25 protein-coding genes are annotated in these 25,580 nt (G+C 35.5%); 8 read left to right on the top strand and 17 right to left on the bottom strand.

Translation table 11 applies throughout. From position 1 onward, the window contains the following. Positions 1-2 precede the first annotated feature (2 nt). Complete coding sequence (locus tag HH304_RS13260; RefSeq protein WP_169682439.1) at positions 3-1,091, top strand: hypothetical protein; 1,089 nt, start codon at positions 3-5, stop codon at positions 1,089-1,091. 35 nt (positions 1,092-1,126) lie between these two features. Here HH304_RS13260 and HH304_RS13265 read toward each other — a convergent pair whose 3' ends face one another. Genes HH304_RS13265 through HH304_RS13275 form a run of 3 tightly spaced genes read right to left on the bottom strand, consistent with a single transcriptional unit; the run spans position 1,127 to position 3,319 of the window. Beyond that, positions 1,127-1,594: a hypothetical protein gene (locus tag HH304_RS13265; RefSeq protein ID WP_169682441.1), complete on the bottom strand. Its 468-nt coding sequence runs from the start codon at positions 1,592-1,594 to the stop codon at positions 1,127-1,129. Positions 1,595-1,606: 12 nt separating this feature from the next. After that, positions 1,607-2,950 carry an adenylosuccinate lyase gene (purB, locus tag HH304_RS13270; RefSeq protein ID WP_169682442.1) on the bottom strand — a complete coding sequence of 448 codons (1,344 nt, stop codon included), beginning with the start codon at positions 2,948-2,950 and terminating at the stop codon, positions 1,607-1,609. A gap of 57 nt (positions 2,951-3,007) precedes the next feature. Then, complete coding sequence (locus HH304_RS13275) at positions 3,008-3,319, bottom strand: HesB/IscA family protein (RefSeq protein ID WP_169682444.1); 312 nt, start codon at positions 3,317-3,319, stop codon at positions 3,008-3,010. Positions 3,320-3,453: 134 nt separating this feature from the next. Here HH304_RS13275 and HH304_RS13280 point away from each other — a divergent pair, with 134 nt between their 5' ends. The 3 genes from HH304_RS13280 to HH304_RS13290 are packed head-to-tail and all read left to right on the top strand — an operon-like array spanning position 3,454 to position 5,080. Next, the gene (locus HH304_RS13280) at positions 3,454-3,978 is read left to right on the top strand and encodes a DUF7935 family protein (RefSeq protein ID WP_169682446.1); all 525 of its coding nucleotides are present in this window, start codon (positions 3,454-3,456) and stop codon (positions 3,976-3,978) included. A 2-nt stretch (positions 3,979-3,980) separates the two neighbouring features. After that, positions 3,981-4,580 (top strand): hypothetical protein, encoded by a 600-nt coding sequence (locus HH304_RS13285; protein ID WP_169682447.1) that lies wholly within the window; start codon positions 3,981-3,983, stop codon positions 4,578-4,580. A 32-nt stretch (positions 4,581-4,612) separates the two neighbouring features. After that, on the top strand, positions 4,613-5,080 hold the full coding sequence (locus HH304_RS13290; RefSeq protein ID WP_169682449.1) for a response regulator: 468 nt from the start codon (positions 4,613-4,615) through the stop codon (positions 5,078-5,080). Between the two features lie 46 nt (positions 5,081-5,126). On the opposite strand, the gene HH304_RS13295 is transcribed toward HH304_RS13290, so the two are convergent. From HH304_RS13295 to HH304_RS13320, 6 genes are read right to left on the bottom strand one after another with little or no spacing between them, the layout of a single operon-like run. Next, entirely contained in the window at positions 5,127-6,854 is a 1,728-nt protein-coding gene (locus HH304_RS13295) for a M3 family oligoendopeptidase (RefSeq protein WP_169682451.1), read from the bottom strand. Positions 6,855-6,858: 4 nt separating this feature from the next. After that, positions 6,859-7,932, bottom strand: a complete 1,074-nt coding sequence (locus HH304_RS13300) for a ferredoxin--NADP reductase (RefSeq protein WP_169682453.1) — start codon at positions 7,930-7,932, stop codon at positions 6,859-6,861. 51 nt (positions 7,933-7,983) lie between these two features. Beyond that, the gene (locus HH304_RS13305) at positions 7,984-8,856 is read right to left on the bottom strand and encodes a ChaN family lipoprotein (RefSeq protein ID WP_169682455.1); all 873 of its coding nucleotides are present in this window, start codon (positions 8,854-8,856) and stop codon (positions 7,984-7,986) included. Next, positions 8,843-9,211 carry a dihydroneopterin aldolase gene (gene folB / locus HH304_RS13310; RefSeq protein ID WP_169682814.1) on the bottom strand — a complete coding sequence of 123 codons (369 nt, stop codon included), beginning with the start codon at positions 9,209-9,211 and terminating at the stop codon, positions 8,843-8,845. The genes HH304_RS13305 and folB overlap by 14 nt, the downstream gene beginning before the upstream one ends. 2 nt (positions 9,212-9,213) lie before the next feature. Then, positions 9,214-10,206: a DivIVA domain-containing protein gene (locus tag HH304_RS13315; RefSeq protein ID WP_169682457.1), complete on the bottom strand. Its 993-nt coding sequence runs from the start codon at positions 10,204-10,206 to the stop codon at positions 9,214-9,216. A gap of 48 nt (positions 10,207-10,254) precedes the next feature. After that, positions 10,255-11,160, bottom strand: a complete 906-nt coding sequence (locus HH304_RS13320; protein WP_169682459.1) for a WD40 repeat domain-containing protein — start codon at positions 11,158-11,160, stop codon at positions 10,255-10,257. Positions 11,161-11,186: 26 nt separating this feature from the next. Between HH304_RS13320 and HH304_RS13325 the strand changes: the two genes are divergently transcribed. Continuing rightward, positions 11,187-11,840: a 4'-phosphopantetheinyl transferase family protein gene (locus HH304_RS13325; RefSeq protein ID WP_169682461.1), complete on the top strand. Its 654-nt coding sequence runs from the start codon at positions 11,187-11,189 to the stop codon at positions 11,838-11,840. Here HH304_RS13325 and HH304_RS13330 read toward each other — a convergent pair. The 4 genes from HH304_RS13330 to HH304_RS13345 all read right to left on the bottom strand — a co-directional run bounded on the left by HH304_RS13330 (position 11,837) and on the right by HH304_RS13345 (position 16,176). After that, on the bottom strand, positions 11,837-12,682 hold the full coding sequence (locus HH304_RS13330) for a transglutaminase-like domain-containing protein (RefSeq protein ID WP_169682463.1): 846 nt from the start codon (positions 12,680-12,682) through the stop codon (positions 11,837-11,839). The two genes, HH304_RS13325 and HH304_RS13330, sit on opposite strands and share 4 nt — an antisense overlap. A gap of 13 nt (positions 12,683-12,695) precedes the next feature. Beyond that, the gene (locus HH304_RS13335; RefSeq protein WP_169682465.1) at positions 12,696-14,321 is read right to left on the bottom strand and encodes an acyl-CoA carboxylase subunit beta; all 1,626 of its coding nucleotides are present in this window, start codon (positions 14,319-14,321) and stop codon (positions 12,696-12,698) included. 63 nt (positions 14,322-14,384) lie between these two features. Beyond that, a complete protein-coding gene (locus HH304_RS13340; RefSeq protein ID WP_169682467.1) occupies positions 14,385-15,317 on the bottom strand; it encodes an MlaD family protein in 933 nt (310 codons plus the stop codon). 76 nt (positions 15,318-15,393) lie between these two features. Next, positions 15,394-16,176, bottom strand: coding sequence for an N-acetylmuramoyl-L-alanine amidase family protein (locus HH304_RS13345; RefSeq protein ID WP_333908757.1), 783 nt, complete (start codon positions 16,174-16,176; stop codon positions 15,394-15,396). Between the two features lie 85 nt (positions 16,177-16,261). Between HH304_RS13345 and HH304_RS13350 the strand changes: the two genes are divergently transcribed. Continuing rightward, a complete protein-coding gene (locus tag HH304_RS13350) occupies positions 16,262-18,976 on the top strand; it encodes a putative LPS assembly protein LptD (protein WP_169682471.1) in 2,715 nt (904 codons plus the stop codon). 80 nt (positions 18,977-19,056) lie between these two features. Here HH304_RS13350 and lysS read toward each other — a convergent pair whose 3' ends face one another. The 3 genes from lysS to HH304_RS13365 all read right to left on the bottom strand — a co-directional run bounded on the left by lysS (position 19,057) and on the right by HH304_RS13365 (position 23,068). Next, entirely contained in the window at positions 19,057-20,799 is a 1,743-nt protein-coding gene (gene lysS / locus HH304_RS13355) for a lysine--tRNA ligase (protein ID WP_169682473.1), read from the bottom strand. A gap of 122 nt (positions 20,800-20,921) precedes the next feature. Continuing rightward, positions 20,922-21,893: an ABC transporter ATP-binding protein gene (locus tag HH304_RS13360; RefSeq protein WP_169682475.1), complete on the bottom strand. Its 972-nt coding sequence runs from the start codon at positions 21,891-21,893 to the stop codon at positions 20,922-20,924. A 2-nt stretch (positions 21,894-21,895) separates the two neighbouring features. After that, positions 21,896-23,068, bottom strand: coding sequence for a proline dehydrogenase family protein (locus HH304_RS13365; protein ID WP_169682476.1), 1,173 nt, complete (start codon positions 23,066-23,068; stop codon positions 21,896-21,898). 97 nt (positions 23,069-23,165) lie between these two features. Between HH304_RS13365 and HH304_RS13370 the strand changes: the two genes are divergently transcribed. Both HH304_RS13370 and aroB read left to right on the top strand, forming a co-directional pair. Beyond that, the gene (locus HH304_RS13370; protein WP_169682478.1) at positions 23,166-24,254 is read left to right on the top strand and encodes a bifunctional 3-deoxy-7-phosphoheptulonate synthase/chorismate mutase type II; all 1,089 of its coding nucleotides are present in this window, start codon (positions 23,166-23,168) and stop codon (positions 24,252-24,254) included. Beyond that, positions 24,251-25,327 (top strand): 3-dehydroquinate synthase, encoded by a 1,077-nt coding sequence (gene aroB, locus HH304_RS13375; protein ID WP_169682480.1) that lies wholly within the window; start codon positions 24,251-24,253, stop codon positions 25,325-25,327. Before HH304_RS13370 ends, aroB begins: the two co-directional genes overlap by 4 nt. Here aroB and HH304_RS13380 read toward each other — a convergent pair. Beyond that, positions 25,309-25,542 carry a YtxH domain-containing protein gene (locus HH304_RS13380; protein ID WP_169682482.1) on the bottom strand — a complete coding sequence of 78 codons (234 nt, stop codon included), beginning with the start codon at positions 25,540-25,542 and terminating at the stop codon, positions 25,309-25,311. The two genes, aroB and HH304_RS13380, sit on opposite strands and share 19 nt — an antisense overlap. Positions 25,543-25,580: the final 38 nt, after the last annotated feature.

Raw genomic sequence — 25,580 nt, forward strand, 5'->3', positions numbered from 1 at the left:
GTATGAAAACTAGATTATTATATATACTAACCCTATCCTTTATTACAAGTCTGATATCTTTTGGACAAAAGGACACACTGAAACTAGAGTTTTCAGGAAACAATACGGTAATTATCCAATATAATGATTCAACAGGCCTGGATGAAATCAGGAGCTATGACTTAAACAGGATAGTTGATGATTATCGAAATCACCTTGATTCAGGTGATTCTGAAGACTTCAAAATGATCATTATCAATAATCAGGGTGATTACATAAGAATCAAAAGAAATGAAAAGGGAAAAATCTATGTAATCAAATCTGATGGAACAACTGATGTTCGCGTTGAAGGAGAAGATTACGAATCTGATGATGACAATGATGAAAGCAACTACACTTTTGAATACAGAAAAAACGAAAAATCTTCTGATTCAAATAGAAAAAGACCTGGCACAAAAACTACTGGTCATATAGAATATGGGCTAAATAACTGGATGGAAGGATCTGATTTCCCATCAGGCAACAATCAATATGCAGTTAAACCTTGGCATAGTGCACGTATAGGGGGAACAATCGAAAATAAATCTTCATTTGGAGGGCCGTTGTTTTTACTTTGGGGTGCAGGTATTCACTGGTACAATTTTAAATTTGAGGATCCGGCAACCCGAATCTCAAAAACTGATAACGGGGTTATTTTCTTCTCAGATCAAACTCAAGAATATGATCACATCAAAAGCAAGCTAACTGCCTCTTATGCATCATTACACTTTGTTCCAATGCTTGATTTCTCATACAAGAAGAAGAATGTAACTCTTGATGATGGTACCATAAGAAAAGTTACCAAATACAATAAAAAGAGCTTCAGAATTGGAGTTGGAGGGTATGTTGGATATCGTCTGGCGAGCTACTCCAAATTCACTTATAACCTTGATGGAGATAAAGAAAAAGAAAAAGATTTTTCGAGTTTTAACATGAATAATTTCAGGTATGGAGTAAGAGGTCAGATCGGATTTGGAGACTTCAACTTCTTTGTTGACTATGATCTCAACTCCGTATTTGATGACAAAAATGCGCCCGACTTAAACGCAGTAAGTTTTGGGTTCATATTCTAAAGCAAAAAGGGAGATTAAAATCTCCCTTTTTCATTTTATATATCTAGTTTTTCAACATCTTCATCACTAAGTTTCAGATCTTTAATTATCCGCTGCTTATCCGGCCTTAACTTTGTTGTTGAATAAAACAGCAGAACAATATATACCCCTAAAAACAACCCGTTTTCAGATAAAAAATAGCCAAAAACTGCGGCAAGTGAGGCTACTTCAAAAGCAGCAAATAACACAACATTCGAAGTCATAAATCCTGCTAATTTCATTCCAAGATCCTTAGCTCCAATTGCATTCTGAATTGATCTTTTATAATATAGAATCCCCCCTATAGCACTTAAAATAATAATTGCTATAATCAAAAGAGTGGTTGTCATATCTACTTCGGTCATTAATGGTTTTAATGATCCATCATAGAAATGTAACCAAACATAAACAAAAAATCCTAGTGGTAATGCCAAGGTAAAATAATAAAGCAATGACATTCTCTTAAGAAAAGATTTATTATTCATGGTTTTTTAAGTTTATTCACCTGTATAATTAAAAGGAGTAATTACAGAAAGCTCCTTCTTGATATCCTCAGATACATTTAATCCCTTGATAAAATCACTAATTGCAGAAGCAGTGATCTTTTCATTTTTCCTTGTCAATTCTTTTAACGCTTCATAAGGCTTAGGGTACCCCTCTCTTCTAAGAATTGTCTGAATTGCCTCTGCTACAACTGCCCAGTTTTCTTCCAGATCATTATCTATTGCAGCTCTGTTCAACTCTAATTTACCCATCCCTTTAGATAATGACGCCAGGGATATTAGAATATGACCAAAAGGCACTCCTACATTTCTAAGTACTGTACTATCTGTTAGATCTCGCTGTAATCTGGAAATTGGTAGTTTTCCTGATAGAAATATAAATAATGAATTCGCAATACCAAGATTACCTTCAGCGTTCTCAAAATCTATAGGGTTTACTTTATGAGGCATGGCTGAAGACCCAACTTCACCTTTCTTGATTTTCTGCTTGAAATAATTCATCGCCACATATTGCCACACATCTTTGCTGAAATCGAGCAATATGGTATTCACTCTTTTCCATGCATCAAAATAGGCAGCCATATGATCATAATGCTCAATCTGTGTTGTCGGAAAGCTTCTCTTCAACCCCAGATATTCAGAGACAAATGAATTTCCAAATTTATGCCAGTCCCTGTCAGGGTAAGCAATATAATGTGCATTAAAATTACCCGTTGCACCGCCAAACTTCGCTGCAAAAGGTATTACTTTCAAATATTCTAATTGCTCCTTTAATCGATTAACGAAAACCTCCAGTTCCTTTCCTAATCGAGTGGGAGAAGCAGGCTGTCCATGAGTTTTAGCCAGCATTGGCACATCTTTCCATTGAGCAGAAAGGTCGGCCATGATTTTAACAACATTCTCCAAAGCAGGAAATAAAACATTATCATGAGCTTCTTTCATTGAAAGAGGTATCGCAGTATTGTTCACATCCTGTGAAGTCAATCCAAAATGAACAAACTCCTTAACATCAGATAAGCCAAGCTGATCAAACTTTTCTTTGATCAGATATTCAACCGCTTTAACATCATGGTTTGTTGTCTTTTCAATTTCCTTAATCGATTTTGCATCCTCCAATGTGAAATCCTTATAAATTGATCTTAAAGAATCAAATTTATCCGAAGTAACAGATTTTAACTGAGGCAAATTATTCTCGCATAACGCTATGAAATATTCAATTTCGATTCTCACCCTGTATTTTATCAGGCCAAACTCTGAAAAATACTCTGCCAATGAATCTGTTTTAGATCTATATCGGCCATCTACAGGTGAAATTGCGGTTAAATCTTCTAGTACCATGATGTGACTATATCCGTGTTATTAATAAAGAGCCAAAAATAACTAATTCGTTTAAGTTTAGGCCAGCTCACCCTTAAATTCTTCCTTTTTTAAGAAAAGAAATCCTCTGGCATCACTTCCTTCATAAAAATCAACTACCATACCTATTAGATACATAACAAATTTCTTTTCAACATAAACCGGAATCCCCTCCACGTCGAAAGTATCATCAGACTCTTTCTTTTTATCAAACCCTAAAGCAAAAGACAACCCTCCGCAACCTCCTCCTTTAGCGCCAACACGAAGGCCATACCCTTCTGGTATACCCTTTTTTGTCATTATATTTTTAACTTCTGATAAAGCCGCCTTACTAAATTCAACTGTTTTCATGTCTTTTTTCAACTGTAAATGAATCAAAATAGTAATAATTCATACACATAATAAGTGCTAAATAAATTTCTTTCTAATTTTAGGTTTATTATTATATCGTAAGATTTCAATTTTTGTTAACAAATAATCATTTTATGGAAGGAATTATCGGAGATATATTGAAGATCACCATCCCTGCGGCTCTGGTACTTACAGCTATGTACCTGGCAGTAAAATCATTTATATCTAAAGAACTTGAAAAAAGTTCAATAAAAATTAAAGCTAAAAATTCTGAAACTGTACTTCCTATTCGATTGCAGGCATTTGAAAGAATGATCTTATTTCTTGAAAGAATTTCTCCTGACAATCTATTCCCGAGAATAAACAGGAATGACCTGACTGCTGATGAATTGCGATATGTTGCAATAAATGAAATCAGTATTGAATATCAACATAATCTGGCTCAACAAATCTATATGAGCGAGGATTCATGGCAACAAATTAAAAATGCTAAGGAGTTTATGATTAGTTCCATCAACGATGCTGCCGGACGCTGCGATAAAAATGCTCCCGGACTTGAATTAGCTAAAATAGTTCTTAGTGAAAGCATGCAAGATGAATCAAACCCTTTGATTACTGCCATGTTAACTTTAAAAGCTGAAATCAGAAAAATCTTTTAATCATGAACAAAAATATTTTTAATATAGCTTTAGCATTTGCCTTCTTGACTTTAGTAGTTTCTTGTGGTAAAAAAGATTCGGGAGAAGTGGCAGAACAAATTAACTATGACTCTGTTTACTCTTTATACAATACAGTGAAATTTAAATCTGATAGTAGCTGGGAACATATGATTTATGAAGACAATGGTAAACTTGAGCTTATGGAAGAGCTCATATCCATTATGGCCCAGTCAGGTTTAAGCAGTGAAGAGGCTGAAAAGCTAAAAAATGGATTGAATGACCTGAAAAGTTTGCAATATTCAAGAGCTGACCTTAAAGAATCTGAAAAAATTGATATTTATGATTCAGCAACTGATTCTTATACAATGCAACTTTTTGAAGCTGCCGATAAAATTAAAGTTCAGGACATCAATGGCGAGGCAGAAATCATTATGGATAGTATCGAATCAGCTAATAATAACAGGTTAATGCTTAGAATAGATCATGATGCTCACACTAAAGTGTACAATGAGATAATCATGAATTTTCCAGATTCAATATCTTCATTAGAAAATGGAGTGAAACCTGAAGAACGCGGGATCTTTACACTTCCTTTTGAATGATTTGAAATTAATTTCAACCACTTTGGATAGATATGCTTGCAAATAAACATCAACCTCTGGTAGTAGGTGCTCATGAAGAGATGAAACTAGAGCTGTTAAAAATGCATCTCGAGGATAAAGGGTTCAGAAAAATCAGGACATTTACTGATAGCTCTGAACTACTGGATTTTCTTGATGAAACTCGTCCATGGGCAGTGGTGACTGACATTAATATTAAAGGTCTGAATGGTATTGATCTTATTAGAAGAATAAAACAAAAATATAAGAACTTGCCTATTTATGTACTTTTTAATGAAGGTGTAAATGAAGTTATAATTGAAGAATCTATCAAAGCGGGAGCCGAAGATGTAATTGTTACTAGTGACAACAATCCAGGAATTCAAATAGAGGAAAAGCTCCGGAAGTTTTATAACAAACAAAGAAGGAAAGTAAACCTTTTCTTTGGTTTTGTCTTATTAAGCATAATACTTGGAATAATATTATACGGATTATTTAAATAAAGAAGGCCTTGAATATTCAAGGCCTTCCTTATTATAGCTTTATTTCTTAAACTATTTTATTTAGCTCATCGTTTACGAAGCTCATTAATTCTTTTATATAATCAGAAGAAAAGTCAAAGGATATTCCAGCCGCTTCATAAATCTCAGGAATAGTTTTAGTATATCCCAACTTCAAAGCATTTTTATAGCCTTCCAATCCTGCTTTATTATCTTCTTTAAAGCGTTTCCAAACAGCCACTGCTCCCAATTGAGCCATTCCATATTCGATATAATAGAATGGAACCTCATAAAGATGTAGTTGACGCTGCCATAAATTTTCACGATAATGTTCAAGCCCTGACCAGTCTGTTAAACTATCCGCAAACTGGCTAAATATCTTCACCCACTCAGCATCTCGCTCCTCTACAGTATGATTTGGATTTTCGTAAATCCAATGCTGAAATTTATCAATAGTAGCCACCCAAGGTAAAGTTTGGATAATTTGCTCCAGATGTTCTTTTTTAGCTCGTTTCAACTCCTCCTCATCAGAAAAGAAAATATCCCAATGATCCATTGTTATTAGCTCCATTGACATACTTGCTAGCTCAGCAACCTCTGAAGGTGTATGTTTAAAATCCGTAAGCTCAAGATCATTTGCCAAAAATGAATGCACAGCATGGCCTCCTTCATGTAGCAGAGTAACCATATCTCTCAACTTTGTAGTAGCATTCATGAAAATAAATGGCACTCCGGTTTCTGACAATGGATAGTTATATCCTCCTGGAGCCTTACCCTTTCTACTTTCAAGATCAAGGTGACCCATCTCTCTCATTTTTATCAGGCAATCTCCCAGGTAAGTATCTAATCTGTTAAATACCTGTATGGTTTTTTCCAAAAGCTCTTCTCCACCTTCAAATGGCTTCAATGGTTTTTTACCTTCAGGATCAACACTTTTATCCCATGGCCTTAAACTATCTACACCTAGAGACTGCTTTCTTCTCTCAGCCATATCATTAAGTAGAGGAACAACTTCTTGAGCAACTGACTCATGAAACGCATAACAATCTTCCACAGTATAATCAAACCTACCCATGGCAGAAAACATATAATCACGATAATTATCAAATCCTGAATTCTGCCCCATCTGATTGCGAAGACTTACCAAATCAGAAAATATAGAATCAAGTTTGGCTTTATCTTCTAACCTGCGGTCTGCAATTTTACGGTATACATCTTCTCTTAACTCTCTGTCAGGGCTAAGTAAAAAATCACCCGCTTGTTGAAGAGTAAGTTCCTTTCCATCAAGCTCAATTGTCATTGCGCCAGTTACAGTACCATACTCTTGTGACTTTGTTTGAGCTTCTGTTTGAAGAGGTATATTTTCTTCTCTGAAAATTTTAATACTTTCACGCATAGCTCTGGTAAGGATGTGATAAGCCTTTTCTTTTTCAACTCCTTCCAGAAATTCGTTTTCTATTGCCTTTTTATTCAATTTATCAGAATATGGAGCAATATGGGGCTGGATATTTTGCACAAAATTCCGGTAATCATCAACAAATTTCTCATTTGCAGTATCAGTAGTCATCCGGATATATCTCCAACCTAAATCTTCTGAAACAACTGCCTCTAACTCACTCCTGTCTTTAAACCACTTCCTTAGCTCCTCCTCTGTACTTAGCTTTCTATCTAGAAGATTATCAAAAAACGGTTTAATATCTTCCCAGGAATTTACTTTAAGCAGTTGAGGTAAAAACTCTCTTTTTGGTGTATCTGGGGTATCAGTTGTATTTATCATAATATTATTCGAAATCCAATTTTACATCATCACTTTGAGGATGCCCAACACAAGTTAGCACATACCCTTCATCTATCTCTTCTTGTGTCAAAGCATCACTTTCTTCCATTGATACTTCTCCACTTAAGCATTTAGCCCTACAAGCCGTACACATCCCGCTTTGACAACTAAATGGCATATCTAAATCCTTTATTAAACCCGCTTCAAGTATACTTTGCCCTGGCTTAACTGTCAATTCATACTCTTCACCTTCAAGGATTACTTTAATTTCTCTTTCAACACTTGTAGTAGAAGACTCATTTTTCTTTTCAGCAGGAGTAAAACTCTCTTTCCGTATTTTTTCTGAAGGAATTCCCTTTTTAATCAATGCTTCTTCTACCACCTTCATATATGGTGCAGGGCCACACATATAATACATCGATGGTTCGTCGCCAGTCAAACTGTTTAAAATTCCGGTAAGCATTTCAGGGTTTGGCAATCCCTCAAAACCATCATAATCCGCATGACCTCTTTCAAGAATATGTATCACCTTCAATCTACCTGAAAACTCTGCCTCTAGTTTATCCCAAACAGACTTAAATATTATCGAATCCTGATCTCGATTTGCATATACAAGGGTTACCGAAGAGCCAGGTTCATCCTCAAGAACCTGACGTGCAATTCCTCTTAAAGGAGTAATTCCACTACCTGCACCAAATAAAGCAATATGTCGTTGTGCCTCTGGGTCAGTATCGAGCACAAAATTACCCATAGGTAACATTACTGTCATTGTATCGCCGACATGCAAAGCTTCATTAAGGTAATTTGACATCTTCCCTCCTGCTACCCGCTTAACTGTTACTGCTGGGTATTCATCTACTTTTTTATATGTACAAAGAGAATATGACCTTCTAACCTCCTCTCCATCGATATCTGAGATTAGCGTTAAAAACTGCCCTGGCCTATAGATGAGATCAGGATTATCAAACACGATTGTTATCGCATCTGCTGTTTCTTTGATTATATCTTTAACAACAAATTCGGCATATTCCGAACCTGAATATTTCTTTTTCTTCTTTTTAAATAATCCAAATACCATATTGGGTTAGTTTAATACGGTTGCAAAAATATCAAAAATCGTCCTCTTAAATTAGTAAGTGACTGGAGAATCAGAAGGGATAACGATTATCAAATCAGCTTTATTTAAATTCTCCTTTTCAAGCTGATTAATTTCTTCCTGCATTATCACTTCAATAGTGAAAACGGATAAGCCAGGATTTTTGTTTGTTAAAAACCCAATGATACCCTCATGTTGTGTAGAATGGAACGACCCATTTAAATGAAATACCTTTTTAGCACCATTTTCAAATTCTTTTGCAATAGAGGTTGCCATGGTATAGTCTTTCAGCGCCTGAGCCTCTACAAAATAATCCATGTTCATTGTATGACCATGCCCACCCATTTGCTTGATTTGATTATATGTATCATAATCTGGTAAATCAAACTTCTTCTCAGGTACCAAATCGCTTGGTAATTGCATCAATAGCAGTGAATCAAGACCGACCTTCGATACAATAGAAGCATATCTACGTGGCACATTGCTTGCCAGTAAGGAGACAGAATTACTTAAACTATAATCAACTAAAGGAGCATAATCCGTACTGTAATTTGGCCATAGGTGAGTAACCGATTCAAGTTTTTTATTTGTAATGATTCCTAATTCGAGCTCATTCAAAAACATTTGCTGATCTGTTTCAAACATCTCAAATCCGGCAACCAGCCCCTCAGTAGGTAATGATTTTAAAATTCGAAGTGACAACCAATGTGATACCGCTTGATTATGTAGCTCACCAAAAAAAATCACATCAGCATTTTTTATTTCATTCAGCTTATCAGGAATCTGAACAGAGTTGCCTTCCGAATCAAATGCTTGATAAAGAGAGAAGGATGAATTTTGCGATTGAACTGGAAAACTAAAAAAAAATAGAATTACTGGTAAATAAAAAAAATTAAGTGATCTCATTACGTTCTCTTTTCATTGTTACTTTAGCCCTTTGGCATACACCACCAATAGGGGGGTTAAATTTCGAAATACTGACTTCTACTGATTTTGATTTAGAAAACCGAGTAAAAACACTATCAATTACTCGTTTGCAGATATGTTCCAGAAGTTTCGAGGGAATATTAATTTCATCGCGGATAATTTTATAGAGATCCTCGTAATCTAATGTTTCAGCTAATTTATCATGCTCGGCAGCATCACTAAAATTAACTTCTACAGTTATATCCACAGCATACTTGTTACCTATACGTCTTTCCTCATCGTAATACCCGTGATAAGCGAAAAATTCAATCCCTTCTAAAGTAATTAAGCCCATCATTAATCAAGGTTATCGAAAAAAGATCCGTCTTCAGCATTATCAGAATCGGTAGATACTCTACTTTTCTTTTCCATTTCTGCCCTAGCTTTCTTCTCTTCCTGCTCTTTATGAATACGTGCAGCTTCAGCCTTTTTTGCTTCTTGTTCTTTTATTAACCTTGCAGCTTCAGCCTTTTTCCTCTCTTCTGCTTCTTTTAATTTTAATAATTCTTCTTCCTTTTTTTTCGTCTCTTCAGCTTCCAGTTGTTGTCTTTCAGCTTCCTCTCTTAGTCGCTCTCCTTCTTCTTCTATGGCCTTCCTTTCTTCCTCAAGCTTTTTGGCAACTTCCTTATCTTCTTCTTCAGATGCATTAGGGTCAAACTTACTATACTTTGTCCCCCCTTCTGAAGATAGCACCTCCCTGATGATCTCATTAGCCGGACGCAAAGACCTTACTTCCTCTTTAGCATCTCTGATTGCTTTATCTATATCTTTCTCGGTACCTTGTTCTATTCTGGAAACCTTCTCAGCAATCTCATTCGATATTGATTTAATTTCCGATAACAGATCATTTTTGTACCCTTTAAGAATGCTATAATTCTTCTCTAACTTTCTTAACTCTTCAAGCATATCATCAAGGATATACTTAGCCTTATTTTCAGCATCAACGAGGTATTCTTTTGCCTTGCCTTTAGCCTCATTTATTATTGATTCAGCCTTCCATTGTGACTCACGTACATTTAACTCAGCTTGTTTGTTAGCTTGTTCAATAACATTGGCACCGGTATCTTCAGCTGTTTTTAAAGTCTTGAATAGTGATTCTTCTACTTCGCGAAGTTTTTCAACTTCCTTTTCTGAAGTTTTCAACTTTATTCTCAATTCGCGGTTCTCTTCGTTCAACTTCTCCCATTCCTGAGATAGTGAAAGCAAGAACGCCTGTACTTCTTCTTTGTCGTATCCTCTAAGCTTTTTCTCAAAAGTCTTCTGGCGTATTTCTAATGGTGTAACTTTCATCCGCGATCTATTAAAAATTATAAAAAATCAAATAATCAATATTAACTATTATAGAGATAATTCCCAAACAGAAATAGCTCTATCATCTCCTGCAGAGACTATAAAATCAGTTTCTGGAAGCCATAATAACTTATTTACTGATGTTCCATGACCTGCATGCCTTACTTTGTCTATTACTTTTAGCAATTTAACGTCTCCTGCCTGCCAGACTTTTATCGATTTATCCATACTTGCAGAAACGAAATATCTAAAATCTGACCGAAAAGCAACATTATTGATAGTATACATATGTGCTACAATCTCTTCTTTAAGCTCATAACCGGCCACAGCATTCCAGATTTTTATTCTTGCATCTCGCCCTCCACTTATCAACTCCATACCATCCTCAGAATACTCAACGGTAAATACCGAATTGTCGTGTGCAGAAAATGAATAAACACATTCAAAATTATCAAGAGAAAAAATCCGAATGTGATTATCACTATAACCTACTGCCATTTCATTTCTAGTTTCAGAAATTGCTATGGCTCTAACACTCTTTTTAGATTCTGACACTTTCTTCACAATTGACATGGACTTGCTATCAATAATGAACAAGGTTCCGTCACCATCTCCCACTATAAAATTGTCTTTAAAAGAACTAATATCAAAGAATGCAGCAGAAGATAATTTCAAACTGCCTGTTTCTTTCTTCGAATCAAGGTCAATCACATGAATGCCCTCATAATTCTCTCCTATTATCAACCTATTCCCAGCTTTATGCAAAGCATAGACTGATCTATTTACCTTAGCTATTAACTTTCCTTGATCCGGTAAACGGACATCCCATTCGGCGATTAAACCATCACCTCCGGAAGAAATAAATCTATGTCCATCTCCCAGGTCCTCAAGAGCATATACGCAATCTTTGTGACCATTAAAAGTATGAACTTTGGATACTTGAACTTTCGACATTAATTTTAATTTATTAACCTGCTGAAATGTCAGATACAAATGTAAAAAATATAGATAAGAACTCATTTCTGTTTATCAGGCAAATAAATGATATGGAAAATTCTTTTGAGATTGACCAATATGCCTCCGATGATGAAAAAAAAGTATTATCTACATTAAAAACAACGCAAAGAAAAAAGGAATGGTTAACTATTAGACACCTTTTATCTGAAGCGTGCATTAAATTTAAACTGGATTACTGTCCGGTAATTAAAGATAACCATGGCAAACCATACCTACCCGGGTTTGATGGAGGTATAAGTTATACCCACTCTCAGACTCAAGCAGGACTATTAATTCATCCCCATGCCTCTGTAGGTATTGACATTGAAAAGCCCCGGGAAAAGCTTTTCAAGGTAAAACACAAGTTTCTCAGCGACGAAGAATTAGAGTGCTATGATAATGATATTGAATTAATGACCATCGCCTGGTCTGCAAAAGAGTCTATTTATAAAGCCTATGGAAGAAAAAACCTCTCTTTAAAAGATAACATTGATCTTTTGTCAATAAACTATGATACTAAAATTATAGAGACAAGAATTATTAAAGGAGACTTGAAAGAGAAAATGAAGGTTCATTTCTTTTTTAGTAATGACGAAATTGTCACCTATACAATAAGAGAAAATCCAACACCATTTTAATTGCCAGGAAGTGGTAAAAATATCTGTAGCAGCTCTCTTATTTCAGATGTTTTATCTTCATCTTCCAGACTTTCAAAAGACATAATTAAATTTCGAAGCACTCTTTTGACAATATCTTTACTTGAACAAGGCTCATAATATTCCGGCTTTTTAGGGACATGAATATTTTCAAGATAATTATCGATGTCTTCTTTTCTGAATATCAGTCCTCTGTTGAATACATTAATGTAAAAATCTGTTTGCTTATTCCTGTAAATTAAAATAAACAAATTAGGCAGGTTTACTCCATGCAATGGTATGTTCAAACGATTTGCCACAAGCATATAAACTGAGCAAAGTAAAATTGGATTTCCCTTACCAGATTCAAGAACTGTATTAATAAAACTATTGGTTGGCGAATGAAAATTTTTGGTATTCCCAGAGAATTTATACTTGTTGAAAAAGATGCTGTTTAAGGTTCTTATTTGATCATAATAATGCATATTATCTTTAAACAACAACCATGTATCCAGGTAAATATCATTGAGCTTGTCTGTGAGGGTTTGAAATTCAAGATCAGGATATTGATATTTTGCAACCAGATAAAGACCATCAAGTAATTCAGGGCTTTCTTCTTCCGACCACTGTATTAATTTATTCTTGAGATCAGTAAACTGAAGTGAATGGATAATATTCTCTATTCTTTCCTGTACAACTGGATTAAGGTTCCTCTCCCATTCTTTTTCCAAAAAAGGAATAATCCGGTCTCCCAAAGACCGGATCTTTTCTTCAACATGTATTAATATACTTTCATCCTCTTCATCAAGAAGGGATACTAACGCCTTCAATTCCTTTTCTTCCATACCAACAAATTAATCACGTCTGTAGAACACCAACATTAAATTTTTCTATCGGTGCGTGATCTGCTGCTTCAATACCCATAGAAATTACTTTACGGGTTTCTATAGGATCAATTATTCCGTCGACCCACAGTCTTGCTGCGGCATAATACGGACTCAGCTGACTATTATACCTATCTGTGATCTCTTTTAAAAGTTTTTCTTCCTCTTCTTTTGATATTTCTTTTCCTGCAGCTTTAAGTGATGATACTCTGATTTGCAAAAGTGTTTTTGCCGCAGATGCACCACTCATTACTGCCATTTGTGCTGATGGCCAGGAGTAAATTAATCTTGGATCATAGGCTTTGCCACACATCGCATAATTACCTGCTCCGTATGAATTCCCCATAATAATAGTAAACTTAGGTACTGTCGAATTTGCCATTGCATTTACCATTTTGGCACCATCCTTAATAATCCCACCATGCTCAGCCTTACTTCCAACCATAAAACCACTCACATCCTGTAAAAATACTAAGGGTATTTTTCTTTGGTTACAATTCATGATAAATCTTGCAGCTTTATCTGCGGAATCTGAGTAGATCACTCCGCCCATCTGCATTTCCCCTTTCTTAGTCTTTACAACCTGTCGTTGGTTTGCAATGATTCCAACAGCCCAGCCATCGATTCTTGCAGTAGCACAAACTAATGTTTTACCATACAATTCTTTATATTCATCAAACTCCGATTTGTCTACCAGAGTTTTGATAATATCTCTCACATCATAAGGTTTTGTTCTGTCAGAAGGGAAATGACCGTAGATATTTTCCATCGGCTCTTCAGGTAGTGCAGACTCTTTTCGATCGAATCCAGCTCTTTCAAACTTCCCAATCTTATCCATTGTTCGTTTAATCGCATCAAGACAATCCTGATCGCTATCATACTTATTGTCTGTAACTCCGCTTATTTCACAATGAGTAGTAGCTCCACCGAGTTCTTCATTATCGATTACTTCTCCTATTGCTGCTCTGACAAGATAAGACCCTGCGAGAAATATAGATCCGGTTTTATCAACTATTAATGCTTCATCAGACATAATTGGAAGGTAGGCTCCTCCAGCAACACAAGACCCCATAATAGCTGCAATCTGTATTATACCCATTGCACTCATTTTGGCATTATTCCTGAATTGCCTACCAAAATGTTCCTTATCAGGGAAAATCTCATCTTGCATTGGTAAAAATACGCCTGCACTATCCACCAGATAAATAATAGGTAGACGATTTTCCATCGCTACTTCCTGAGCTCTTAAGTTCTTCTTTGCTGTTATTGGAAACCATGCTCCAGCTTTCACTGTTGCATCATTGGCTACAAGCACACATTGATGACCGGAAACATAGCCTATACCTGTTACAACTCCTCCAGAAGGGCATCCTCCTTCCTCTTCGTACATCCCATCTCCGGCAAAGGCTCCAATCTCTAAAAATTGGGTATCATCATCTCTTAGATAATCAATTCGCTCCCTGGCGGTGAGCTTACCTTTAGCATGGTGTTTCTCGATTCTTTTTTCTCCACCACCAAGCTTAACTTGATTGAGACGATAATTTAATGTGCTAACTAATTGTTTGTTTTGATCTTCGTTTTTGTTAAAAGTAATATTCATGGGTTAATGATTTTGCGTAATATAAGCAAAACCTTCGAAACCTAACAGTTGTTAGGATTGGAATTATTCATTAGCCTTTTCAAGGTCTTTAACAACCTTTTTATGCTTCTTCCCAAGAGGTCCAAAAAAGTGTTTAGGATAATAATTCATGTGATTTAACAAGCTGTCAAAACTCTTTAATGATGAGTTTAAATTCACATAAACTGAATCATCATTGAGTAGCTTACCCAAAGAACCCTGCCCTTCATTAATACTTGTTAAAGCTTTATTCAAATTAGATAATGCCATATTTGCAGAATCAACAGTTGCCTTTAGATCAGTATCTTTCAATGACTCACTAAATTCAGACATATTAGCTATCACTTTAGGAAGTCCATTTTCATCATCAGATAGTTTATAACTCAATTCTCGATATGCCGCTAATGTCTTTTTAATTTCAGGTGTTGTTTGATTAAACATATATGTAGCAGAGTTTGCAGTTGTTTCAAAAGTATCAAGACTTTGAGCAACTTTATCTGCTGCTATTTGTAACCTGAGAGATAATTCCTTGAATTCATCCATTACAGGAATCACCTTTTTTTGCAACTCAGCTATCTGATTTGATTGTACGGATCCAAAGAGAGTATCTCCATCATTGAAAAAACCTGAATTGGTTTTCAATTTTAACTCTACTGCTTTACTCCCTAACAAGTCATTAGATATAATCTCAGCAATAGTTGAATCACCAACAGGAATTTTTTTGTCTACATCAATAGTAATAGCGATTTCATTTCTTCTTTCAGGAAGCAGATTGATTTCACTTACTCTACCTACTGTAAAGCCGTTAATCAGAACAGGATTAGATACGGTCAATCCATCGATATTATTATAAACGACATGATATTGTCTGGTGTCGGAAAAAAAATCAATTCCCTTTAAAAAATTAAATCCATAGTAGAACATTGCCAGGGCAACTACTGCTAAAAGACCAACTTTAGTTTCTTTTGATAATTTCACTGCTTTTTCTTTTAGGGTATTGCAATATACCTTTTTTAAAGTTGATGTTTATATCTGCCTCCTCCAAGAAATCTGACTAATTTCTTGATTCCATTTCTTCCTTATAATCTCTTATCGCCCTAAAAATACCAGAAGCGATATATTCTTGAACCAACTCCTTATTTAACTCATTTTCTTCCTTTTGGTTACTAAGATAACCTGTTTCCACCAATACAGAAGGCATTGAAGTTCTCCATAATACGGCAAAACCAGCTTGCTTTACCCCTCTACTACGTCTTCCCGCTCTTTCTGAAAATTGAGTTTCTATTCTTTCGGCCAATTTCAAACTATTCTCCAGGTAAGCATCCTGATATAATGAGAATAAAATGGCACTTTCAGGTGAGTTCGGATCAAAACCCTCGTAGTTTTCCTGATAATTATCTTCAAATAAGATAGCTTCATTTTCCCTTTTCGCCACCTGCATATTACTTTCAGATTTATGCAATCCCATTACATAAGTCTCGGTGCCATGAATTTTAGGGTTTCCTACCCAGTTACAATGGATTGAAACAAAAAGGTCAGCGTTATTTTTATTTGCCAATTCCGCTCTTTGATATAATTCTAGAAAGGAATCATTATCTCTTGTATAAATTATTCTTACTCCATCGAGATAATTTTCGAGTGTGGCACCAAGTTTGAGCGCAATATTTAGTGCAACATTTTTTTCTTTAGAAATATTGCCATGGGTACCTGGGTCTTTCCCTCCGTGTCCTGCATCAATTACTATAACGTCAATTTTATTTTCAGCTCTTTCCAACGGAATGAACGAACCAAAGAATAAAAAAAAGCAAATGCTTAAGAATAGTATATTATTTTTCACTATTGTACTGTTGTTTTTGCCGAATCGCATAACTTTACGCAAAATTGTAAATTTTTCATCAAAGTATAAAAAATCACCTTCTTATTTGGTTACGAGATTTTTTTACATATTTCTAATATTTTCAACTATTTCTGGTTTTGCTCAGGGCCTAAATGTCAATTCTGACTCTAGTTCCGTAAGCAATGAAACCCGAAATTTAACTGATGATATCCTAAATCAAAAGGATACAGTACCTGAAAATTCTGCAGATACCCTGGAGGTAGATCTTTCTGCCAAAACCTCAAACCCATCAGGTCTATCTGGTGAAATCAAATACTTTGCCAAAGATTCCACAATCATGGATGTGGTTTCAAATAAAGTATACCTTTATAATGACGCTTGGATAACCTATGAAGATATAAAGCTTGAAGCTGATAGAATTGTTATTGATTATGAAGAACAATCTTTATCAGCTGAAGGAGTTCAGGACTCTACCGGTAAAGTAAGAGGTCAACCAGTCTTCAATGAGGGTACCCAAACATATTACGTCAGAAAACTAAAATATAACTTTAAAACAGAACGTGCGATTGTTGAAGGAATTGTAACAAAGCAAGGTGAAGCCATAATGCATGGTGATCAAATGTATAAAAATGAAAAAGATGAAATTTTCATCAGCAAAACTAAGTATACCACCTGTAACCACATAGAACCTCATTATTATATTTCATCCCGAGAAATAAAGGTAATCCCTAATGACAAAGTAATATCAGGCCCTTTCAATTTAAATTTCATGGGTGTTCCTACTCCTTTGGGCTTTGCCTTCGGAATGTTTCCGGATACTGAAACAAAAAATGACGGTACATCCGGTGTCATATTCCCAACTTTTGGAGAAGAAAGAAGAAGAGGTTTTTTCGTTCGTGACTTTGGATATTATTTTAACATCAGCCAATATGTCAAGCTTGCTTTAACAGCAGAAGTTTATTCTAAGGGTAGTATGGGAGCTAGAGCTGCTACGACATATAAAAAGAGATATGCGTATAATGGAAATTTTGACTTCACATATAATCGCCTGACTTCAGGAATTGAAGGTGATACTTCCGTTACCAAAGATTTCTGGGTGCGATGGAGTCATACTCCTCAATCAAAAGGAAATTCAAGGTTTTCTGCAAGTGTGAATGCTGGTACGTCAACATATAACCAGAATAACGAACTAAACCCTAATCTTAACACAAGAGCAACATTTAACTCTGCAGTTACCTATTCGACTATTTTCCCTAACTCACCATTTAATCTTTCTGCTTCAGCCAGATATAATCAGAATGTACAAACAAAGGAAGTTGACTTACAGTTTCCTGACCTAAGTTTTGGTATGAACAGGATCTTCCCGCTAAGATCGCTTACAAAAAAATCAAGAGGTTTGATTGGGGCAACATCATTATCCTATAATATGGCTGCAACAAATAGGATTTCGAATAAAGTTGATGGAGATTATTATGGTATAGAAAGAGATACAATTCTCCCGTTTAATGCAGAAAACATGCCTTTCTTTATTGAAAGAGCACGTAATGGCATCAGACATTCAATTCCTATTGGAACTTCAGCAAGTATATTTAAGCATTTTACTATCAACCCTTCTTTTACTTATAATGAAAGATGGTATTTCAGTAAACTAAACCATCGTTATAATAAAGAGATTAATCGAGTTGTATCTGACACCTCAGGTGGCTTTAACAGAGTTTATGATTTTTCAACAAGCGCTTCTCTAAATACAAGAATTTATGGAACGTACCAATTCAAGCAAGGTGCCAAAATACAGGCTATTAGGCATTTAATGACTCCTGCATTTGCTTACAACTATACTCCTGATTTTGGGGCTGAAAAATATGGTTATTACCAGACCATTGAGGTACCTGGAAAAGATCAGCCTGAAATTCGATCCAGATATGATGGCTATGCTTATGGAACCCCTGCTAGAGGAGAAAGCCAAAGCCTTAGCTTTAGCTTAACAAACAATGTTGAAGCTAAAATTCTTGACAAAAATGACTCTACAAGTGAAAAGCCTTATAAAAAAGTTCCGTTAATAGAAAACTTTAGCTTTAGTACAGGCTACAATTTTGCTGCTGACTCATTTAATCTTAATACTTTTAATTTTAGTTTCAGAACATCTTTATTTAACAGAAAATTAAGCCTTAACATCCCTTTAAGGGTAGATCCGTATGTTTACGAATTAACAGGGATTAATCAGGAAGATGGAGATATTACTCAAAGAAGAGTTAATAAATACGCATGGAATGAAGGAAGAGGTATCGGTCAATTATCTTCTGCAAGTCTTGCACTATCTACCAACCTTAATGGCAAAGGAAGACAAAGTGATAATGAAAGAAGAGATGAGATGGATGAAATAGCTTCAGGAAACCTAGAACTACAAGAAACCATTAGTAGAATAAATGCTAATCCTGACCTATATCTAGATTGGTCAATACCATGGAATTTAAGAATTAATTATAACCTATCGTATTCTAAAAGAGGTTTTGAGGATGCTGAAATATCTCAAAATGTTCGGTTTAGTGGTGACTTTAGTTTGACAGAAAACTGGAAAATAAACTTTAGCTCTGGGTATGATTTCAGAACTAAAGATTTCTCTCAAACCACAATTGGTATCAATAGAAACTTACACTGCTGGGTAATGAATGTTACCTGGGTACCTTTTGGAACCTTCCAGTCATTTAATTTTGAGATCCGTGTAAGATCAAGTATGCTACAAGACTTGAAATTAACCAGAAACAGAAACTTCAGAGACAACCCTTCATTTAATTTCTAATAATATAGAAGTCAAATAAAACTGATATAAAAAAAGCTGTCTGAATCAGACAGCTTTTTTATTTTTTTATTAGAATTTAATTACCCATTTAAAGCCGAGATCCATTCCTCAACTTCTTCTTTGGTAGGGTTTTTAACATCCTTAAGTTTCATTTTTTTACGAGTCCCGCAAACATCATTAAATAATTTATTTGCATTTGCCTCTTTTATTTTATCAAGTGTTGTAAGCCCTAGATTCTGAAGAATTGGAATAAGGTCTTCCCTCACGCCAATATTTACATAATCTTCTACTGTGGCTACAATAGCTTTCTTTTCCGGCTTCATTTGTGGGAAAAACAATACATCTTGAATTGAACCAGAGTTTGTCATGATCATTGCCAGACGGTCAATACCAATACCCAAACCTGCTGTTGGAGGCATACCATATTCCAAAGCTCTCAAAAAGTCCTCATCAAGAACCATTGCTTCATCATCACCTCGCTTACCTAATTCAAGCTGGGCTTCAAATCTTTCTCTTTGGTCTATAGGATCATTAAGCTCAGAAAACGCATTACAAATTTCCTTTCCATTACAAATCGCTTCAAATCGCTCAACAAGCCCTTCCTTATCAGCATGCTTCTTAGCCAAAGGAGACATTTCAACAGGATAATCAGTAATAAATGTTGGCTGGATTAAATTAGGCTCAACTTTTTCACCAAAGATTTCATCAATAAGTTTTCCTTTCCCCATTGAATCATCAACTTCAATACTTAATTCAGTTGCTGTCTTTCGAAGTTCTGCCTCGTCCATAGCTGAAATATCTATACCAGTAAACTCTTCTATAGACTCAAACATGGTATATCTTTTCCAAGGGCGCTGGAAATCAATCGTATTCTTTCCAACCTTGACAGCTGTTGTGCCATGAAGATCAATAGCAGCTTTTTCTACCATCTCTTCTACAAGATCCATCATCCAGTTATAATCCTTGTAGGCAACATATAGTTCCACCTGCGTAAATTCAGGATTATGGAATCTTGACATTCCTTCATTTCTGAAGTCTTTGGCAAATTCAAATACACCATCATATCCCCCAACAATCAATCTCTTCAGATATAATTCATTTGCAATTCGCAAATACAAGGTCATATCAAGAGTATTGTGATGAGTTTTAAATGGTCTGGCAGCAGCCCCACCATAAAGTGGTTGCAGGATAGGCGTTTCAACCTCTAAATACCCTTTATCTGCAAGGAAGCTCCTGATGCTATTAACCATTCGTGTTCTTTTCACGAAAGTCTCTCTAACTTCAGGGTTTACTATTAAATCAACGTAACGTTGTCTATATCTCGTTTCAGGATCAGAGAATGCATCATAGGTTTTCTTATTTCCTTCTTCATCCTCAGTTTCTTTAACTATCGGTAGTGGCTTTAAGCTCTTTGTTAAAAGTTTAAAGTCAGTAACATGTATTGTTAACTCACCAGTTTGGGTAGTGAAAACATATCCTTTGATTCCAATAATATCTCCGATATCAGTCATTTTCTTGAAGACATCATTATAAAGAGATTTATCTTCACCTTCACAGATATCATCTCGACGGAAATATAATTGAACTCTTCCAGTAGAATCCTGCAATTCAGCAAATGAAGCTGATCCCATTATTCGCCGACTCATTAATCGACCAGCTATTGAAATATTCTTATAGTCTGTTTTATTCTTTTCGTAATTTTCTTCAATGTCCTTTGCTGAAACATTTACTTCGAACAATTCTGACGGATAAGGATTTATTCCAGATTTTAATAAAGCTTCTCGCTTTTGCCTGCGTACGATTTCCTGCTCGCTTAATTGCATGGATTTTTATTTTTTTGTTATTAAAGGTGCAAAATTAATTAAGATTCAATGAAATTGAAGCCTCATAGATTAATATTTGTCGAAACCAATATTATAATTTAATTTTTCAGGTCAAAAATCAACTATTTTCGAACTGATAAAGACTTGTCCAGATCAAACTCAACATGAATTACACTATCTAATTCATATGCTTCTTCAGAAAATGCATGATATTCCTCACCATCTAATTCAAATGTATAAAGAAAGCTATTTCCCGCAAATACCTTTTCTTTTATTAATGCTGGTTTAGAATTTGATGATTTTTCCAGCTTGAGAAATGTATCCTCCCACCTTGAACCTTTGTATACCCCGTTCTTATCAGACATCCAGTTAACAGGTCCAAATAATTCAGCCGTGATTTTATATTTAGGGGAAAGGTATATGTTTTCAGGAGTGCCGCTTTCAATAAAAACACCATCCTTCATCACAATGATTCGATCAGCAAGCCCAAATAATTCTTCAGGATGATGCGTGACGATAACAGAAGTGATTTTATTATTTCTGAGATACTCTCTTAGAGCAGTAATTAGCCTTAATTTATTACCTCTGTCTAACTGACTAAAAGGCTCGTCCATCAAAAGCAATTCGGGAAACTCTGCTATGGCTACAGCCAATGCAAGCCTTTGCCTTTGCCCTCCACTAAGTAATTTGCAGATCTTGGACTCATAAGGTCTTAGCTGAGTCAAATCAATCAACTCAGCATACCTTTCCTCTATAAATTCCTGATTATAATGTCTAAGAGCAAATTTTAGTCGGCGGGCTACAGTATCGTTTGGATCTAGCTTAAAATCCTGTCTCAAATATTTTACTCCGTCAAAGCCTGGAATCAGTAAATCCTCAACAGAAGGCAGTTTTTCTCCCTCCTGATAAAATTCACCTGAATCAGACTCAATAAAGCCTCCGATAAGTTTTAGAAGTGTAGATTTTCCGGAACCACTAGGGCCAATAACTCCTACAACCTCACCTTCGTTTAGATCAATTGAAGCTCCCCTTACAGCAGCCAGATTTTCTCCAAAATAAACTTTCGATATGTCTCTGAAGGAATACTGCGACAAACTTATTTCTTGTTTCTTCGTTTCATCTCGGTACTTACCAGAGTATATTCCCTACTCGACTGCCCTGCAATTGATGTATTCTCTTCAGCTCTTCGCACTAAATATGGCATCACAGACTGTACAGGGCCATAAGGCACATATTTCACAACATTAAAGCCACGGTCAGCAAGATTAAATGAAATATTATCACTCATACCATATAGCTGAGCAAAATAAAAACGTTCATCATCATGCTTAACGCTATGCTTATCCATTAATTCTGTCAATAATGAATTACTATAAGCATTATGAGAACCACAAATAACTGCAATTCGCTGTTTATTGTCTGTGCAAAATTTCAATGCGCTGTTAAAATCATCATCTGAAGCCTGCTTTGTAGGTTGAATAGGATCAGGGTAGCCCATCTCTTCAGCTCTGTCCCTTTCTTTTTCCATGTATGCCCCACGAACAAGCTTAGCACCCAACCAATATTGATGCATAGTAGCATCATGAAATGCATCCTTCAGATTTTTTAAAGATGCTCTACAATACATTTGATAAGTATTATAAATAATAGCCTTCTCTTTATTGTAAAGAGCCATCATTTCATATGTAAGGTCATCAATCACCTTTTGGATCCAGGTTTCCTCGGCATCAACAAGGATTCTGACATCATTGTCGTATGCATATTTACAAATCCTGTGAAACCTCTCTTTTAGTTTCTTAAATGCCTCTTGCTCTTTTGAGGACAATTTCTCTTCAGCCTGAACTTTAGCCAAAAGATCAAAAGCCCCAATACCCGTAACTTTAAAAACTGAAAAAGGAATTTCCTTAGAACCAGCTGAACGATCTATTGTCTTAAGAATTTCTTTCGTTGTCGCCTCAAACCCTTTCTCGCTCTTTTCTCCTTCTACTGAATAATCAAGAATTGTACCTACGCCTCTGCTTTTTAAAAGATTTATCGTATGTTCACAATCTTTAATTGACTCACCTCCACAAAATTGTTGAAAAACGTTCCATTTAATGAATGGCTTCACAGGAAAGTTTATTTTTATTGCGGATTTCATAAAAAAAGTACCTACTTTTACCAACAGTGGTGAATTCATAGCTTTAAAAATCAGATACGACTTTTTTAACTCTGCATCATCTTTATGGCTAAATGCTATTTCAGTATTTTCAAATGACAACTCGTTCATAGAAACAGTTTATTAAATTTCGATGCAAAGATAAAACCTGAAGTTCTTAAAAAGTGTTTATTATGTAGTAAAATTCACCAAAAATTTAATTTGATAGATGAATATCAAGCCAATTGACACATGGAGTAGTGAAATCCCTAGGCCTTTAATCATTTCCGGGCCTTGTAGTGCTGAGACTGAAGAGCAACTACTTGACACCTGTAAAAGGATTAAAGATATAGGCATAAACATTATGAGAGCCGGAGTCTGGAAACCCAGGACCAGGCCTAACTCTTTTGAAGGGATTGGAACTGAAGCTCTCCAATGGATACAAAATGTGAAAAAGGAGCTTGATGTAGAATTTGCCATAGAAGTCGCTAACCCTCAGCATGTAGATGAGGCATTGAAGCATGGGATCGATATTTTATGGATTGGTGCAAGGTCTACAGTAAACCCATTCACAGTTCAGGATATAGCCGATTCTCTTAAAGGGGTTGATATTCCGGTACTAATTAAAAACCCAATCAACCCTGACCTTGCCTTGTGGCAGGGAGCTATAGAGCGCGTGTTTGGAGCTGGAATTAACCGGATTGGAGCCATACACCGGGGGTTCTCAAGTTTTCAAAAAACGAAATTCAGAAATGAGCCCATGTGGCAATTACCTATCGAACTAAAAAGATTGATGCCAGGCATTCCAATTATTGGGGACCCAAGTCATATTGCAGGCGACCGAGAAATGATCTATGACTTGTCTCAAAAAATGCTCGATCTTGGTTACGACGGTTTAATGATTGAAACTCACCGCGACCCGGTAAATGCTTGGAGCGATGCAAAACAGCAGGTATCTCCTTATATGCTAAAAGAGATTGTCAAAGACCTGAACGCAAGAATCTCTAACACTGATGACGAATTATTCACCAACAGACTAGAGGATATAAGGTCTCGAATTGATCAGGCTGATAGAGAACTTTTGGAAGTAATTGCTACCCGCATGAAATTAGTTGAACAAATAGGTGAATATAAAAAGGATAATAATGTAGCTATTTTCCAGGTTCAAAGGTGGGATGAAGTTTACAACACAAGAGAAGAATGGGGGAGAGCTTTGGGAATGGATTCTGAATTTGTTAATAAATTAATTTCACTGCTCCATGATGAATCCATCAAAACTCAAACTCAAATAATGAATAAGAATCATAAAAAAGCATGATACCAAACTATATTTTATTTGAAGCAGATATAACTAATATCATAGATAACTTTATTTCAAATAATAAGGTATCAAAAGTATTTATTCTGGTTGATGAAAATACTGAAAAACATTGCTTGCCATTATTAAAACTGAATACACCATATCAATTAATACAAATTAAATCAGGAGAATCAAATAAGACTCTTGACACTTGTGTTACTATTTGGGATAGTCTTACCAAAGCAAATGCAGATAGAAAGGCCTTATTACTAAACCTTGGAGGTGGTGTTATTGGAGATATGGGTGGATTTTGTGCATCTACTTATAAAAGAGGAATAAAATTCATGAATATCCCTACTACATTACTTTCGCAAGTTGATGCCTCTATTGGTGGAAAGCTGGGAATTGACTTCAAGGGATTAAAAAATCATATCGGCCTATTCCAGAATCCTGATATGGTAATAATTAACAACCAGTTTCTTGACACACTCCCTGAAAGACAATTGCTTTCAGGTTTTGCCGAAGTTGTCAAACATGCTTTAATTTCAAATCGTGAATGGTGGGAAATGCTAAAAAACACAAACCCTCATAACATTGATAACTGGAATGAGATCACTCGCACCGCTGTGGGAATTAAAGGCGAAGTAGTAAATGCAGATCCGACTGAAAAAGGATTAAGAAAAATCTTAAACTTCGGACATACCATCGGGCATGCAATTGAAAGCTGGTTTCTTGAAAAACATGGTGATGACTCATGCTTACATGGCGAAGCCATTGCTGCAGGCATGATTGCTGAAGCATTTTTGAGTATAAAGCATACTAATCTTTCGGAAAACGAATTTGAGGAAATCAATGATTATATATTGAGTCACTTTCCTTTAATATCAATTCCCGAAGATGCTGTAGATGAAATTGCGAAGAACTGTCTTCACGATAAAAAGAATAATTCAGACAAGATCAGTTTTGTGCTTTTACACGGCATAGGTAAAAGCACATATGATCATGAGATTGAATTAAATGAAATTAAAATAGCAATTGAGAAGTATATGCAAATTACAACTCTTTATTCTGATCAGACACCTAAAAGTTGATTGTCTGACGGATCGTTTGATTCTGCATATCTTCGCTCGTCAGTTGGTTTATTTCCAGTTAAAGCATTTAAATTATTTCTAATATTTTTTGCTTTAAAAAGTAGTGATCGTCTTGTGTCGTCACCTTTTCCTGGGGCTAATAAAAATCCAATGGTTGTGCCGATTGCAGCACCAGCCATTAATGTGAAAAATTTTCCGGTAACAGATGTTTTCATAGGCTTATTATTTTAAATGAAATTTCAGTTTCTATAAT

Source organism: Marinigracilibium pacificum (assembly GCF_012926615.1).
GTDB lineage: Bacteria > Bacteroidota > Bacteroidia > Cytophagales > Cyclobacteriaceae > Mangrovivirga > Mangrovivirga pacifica.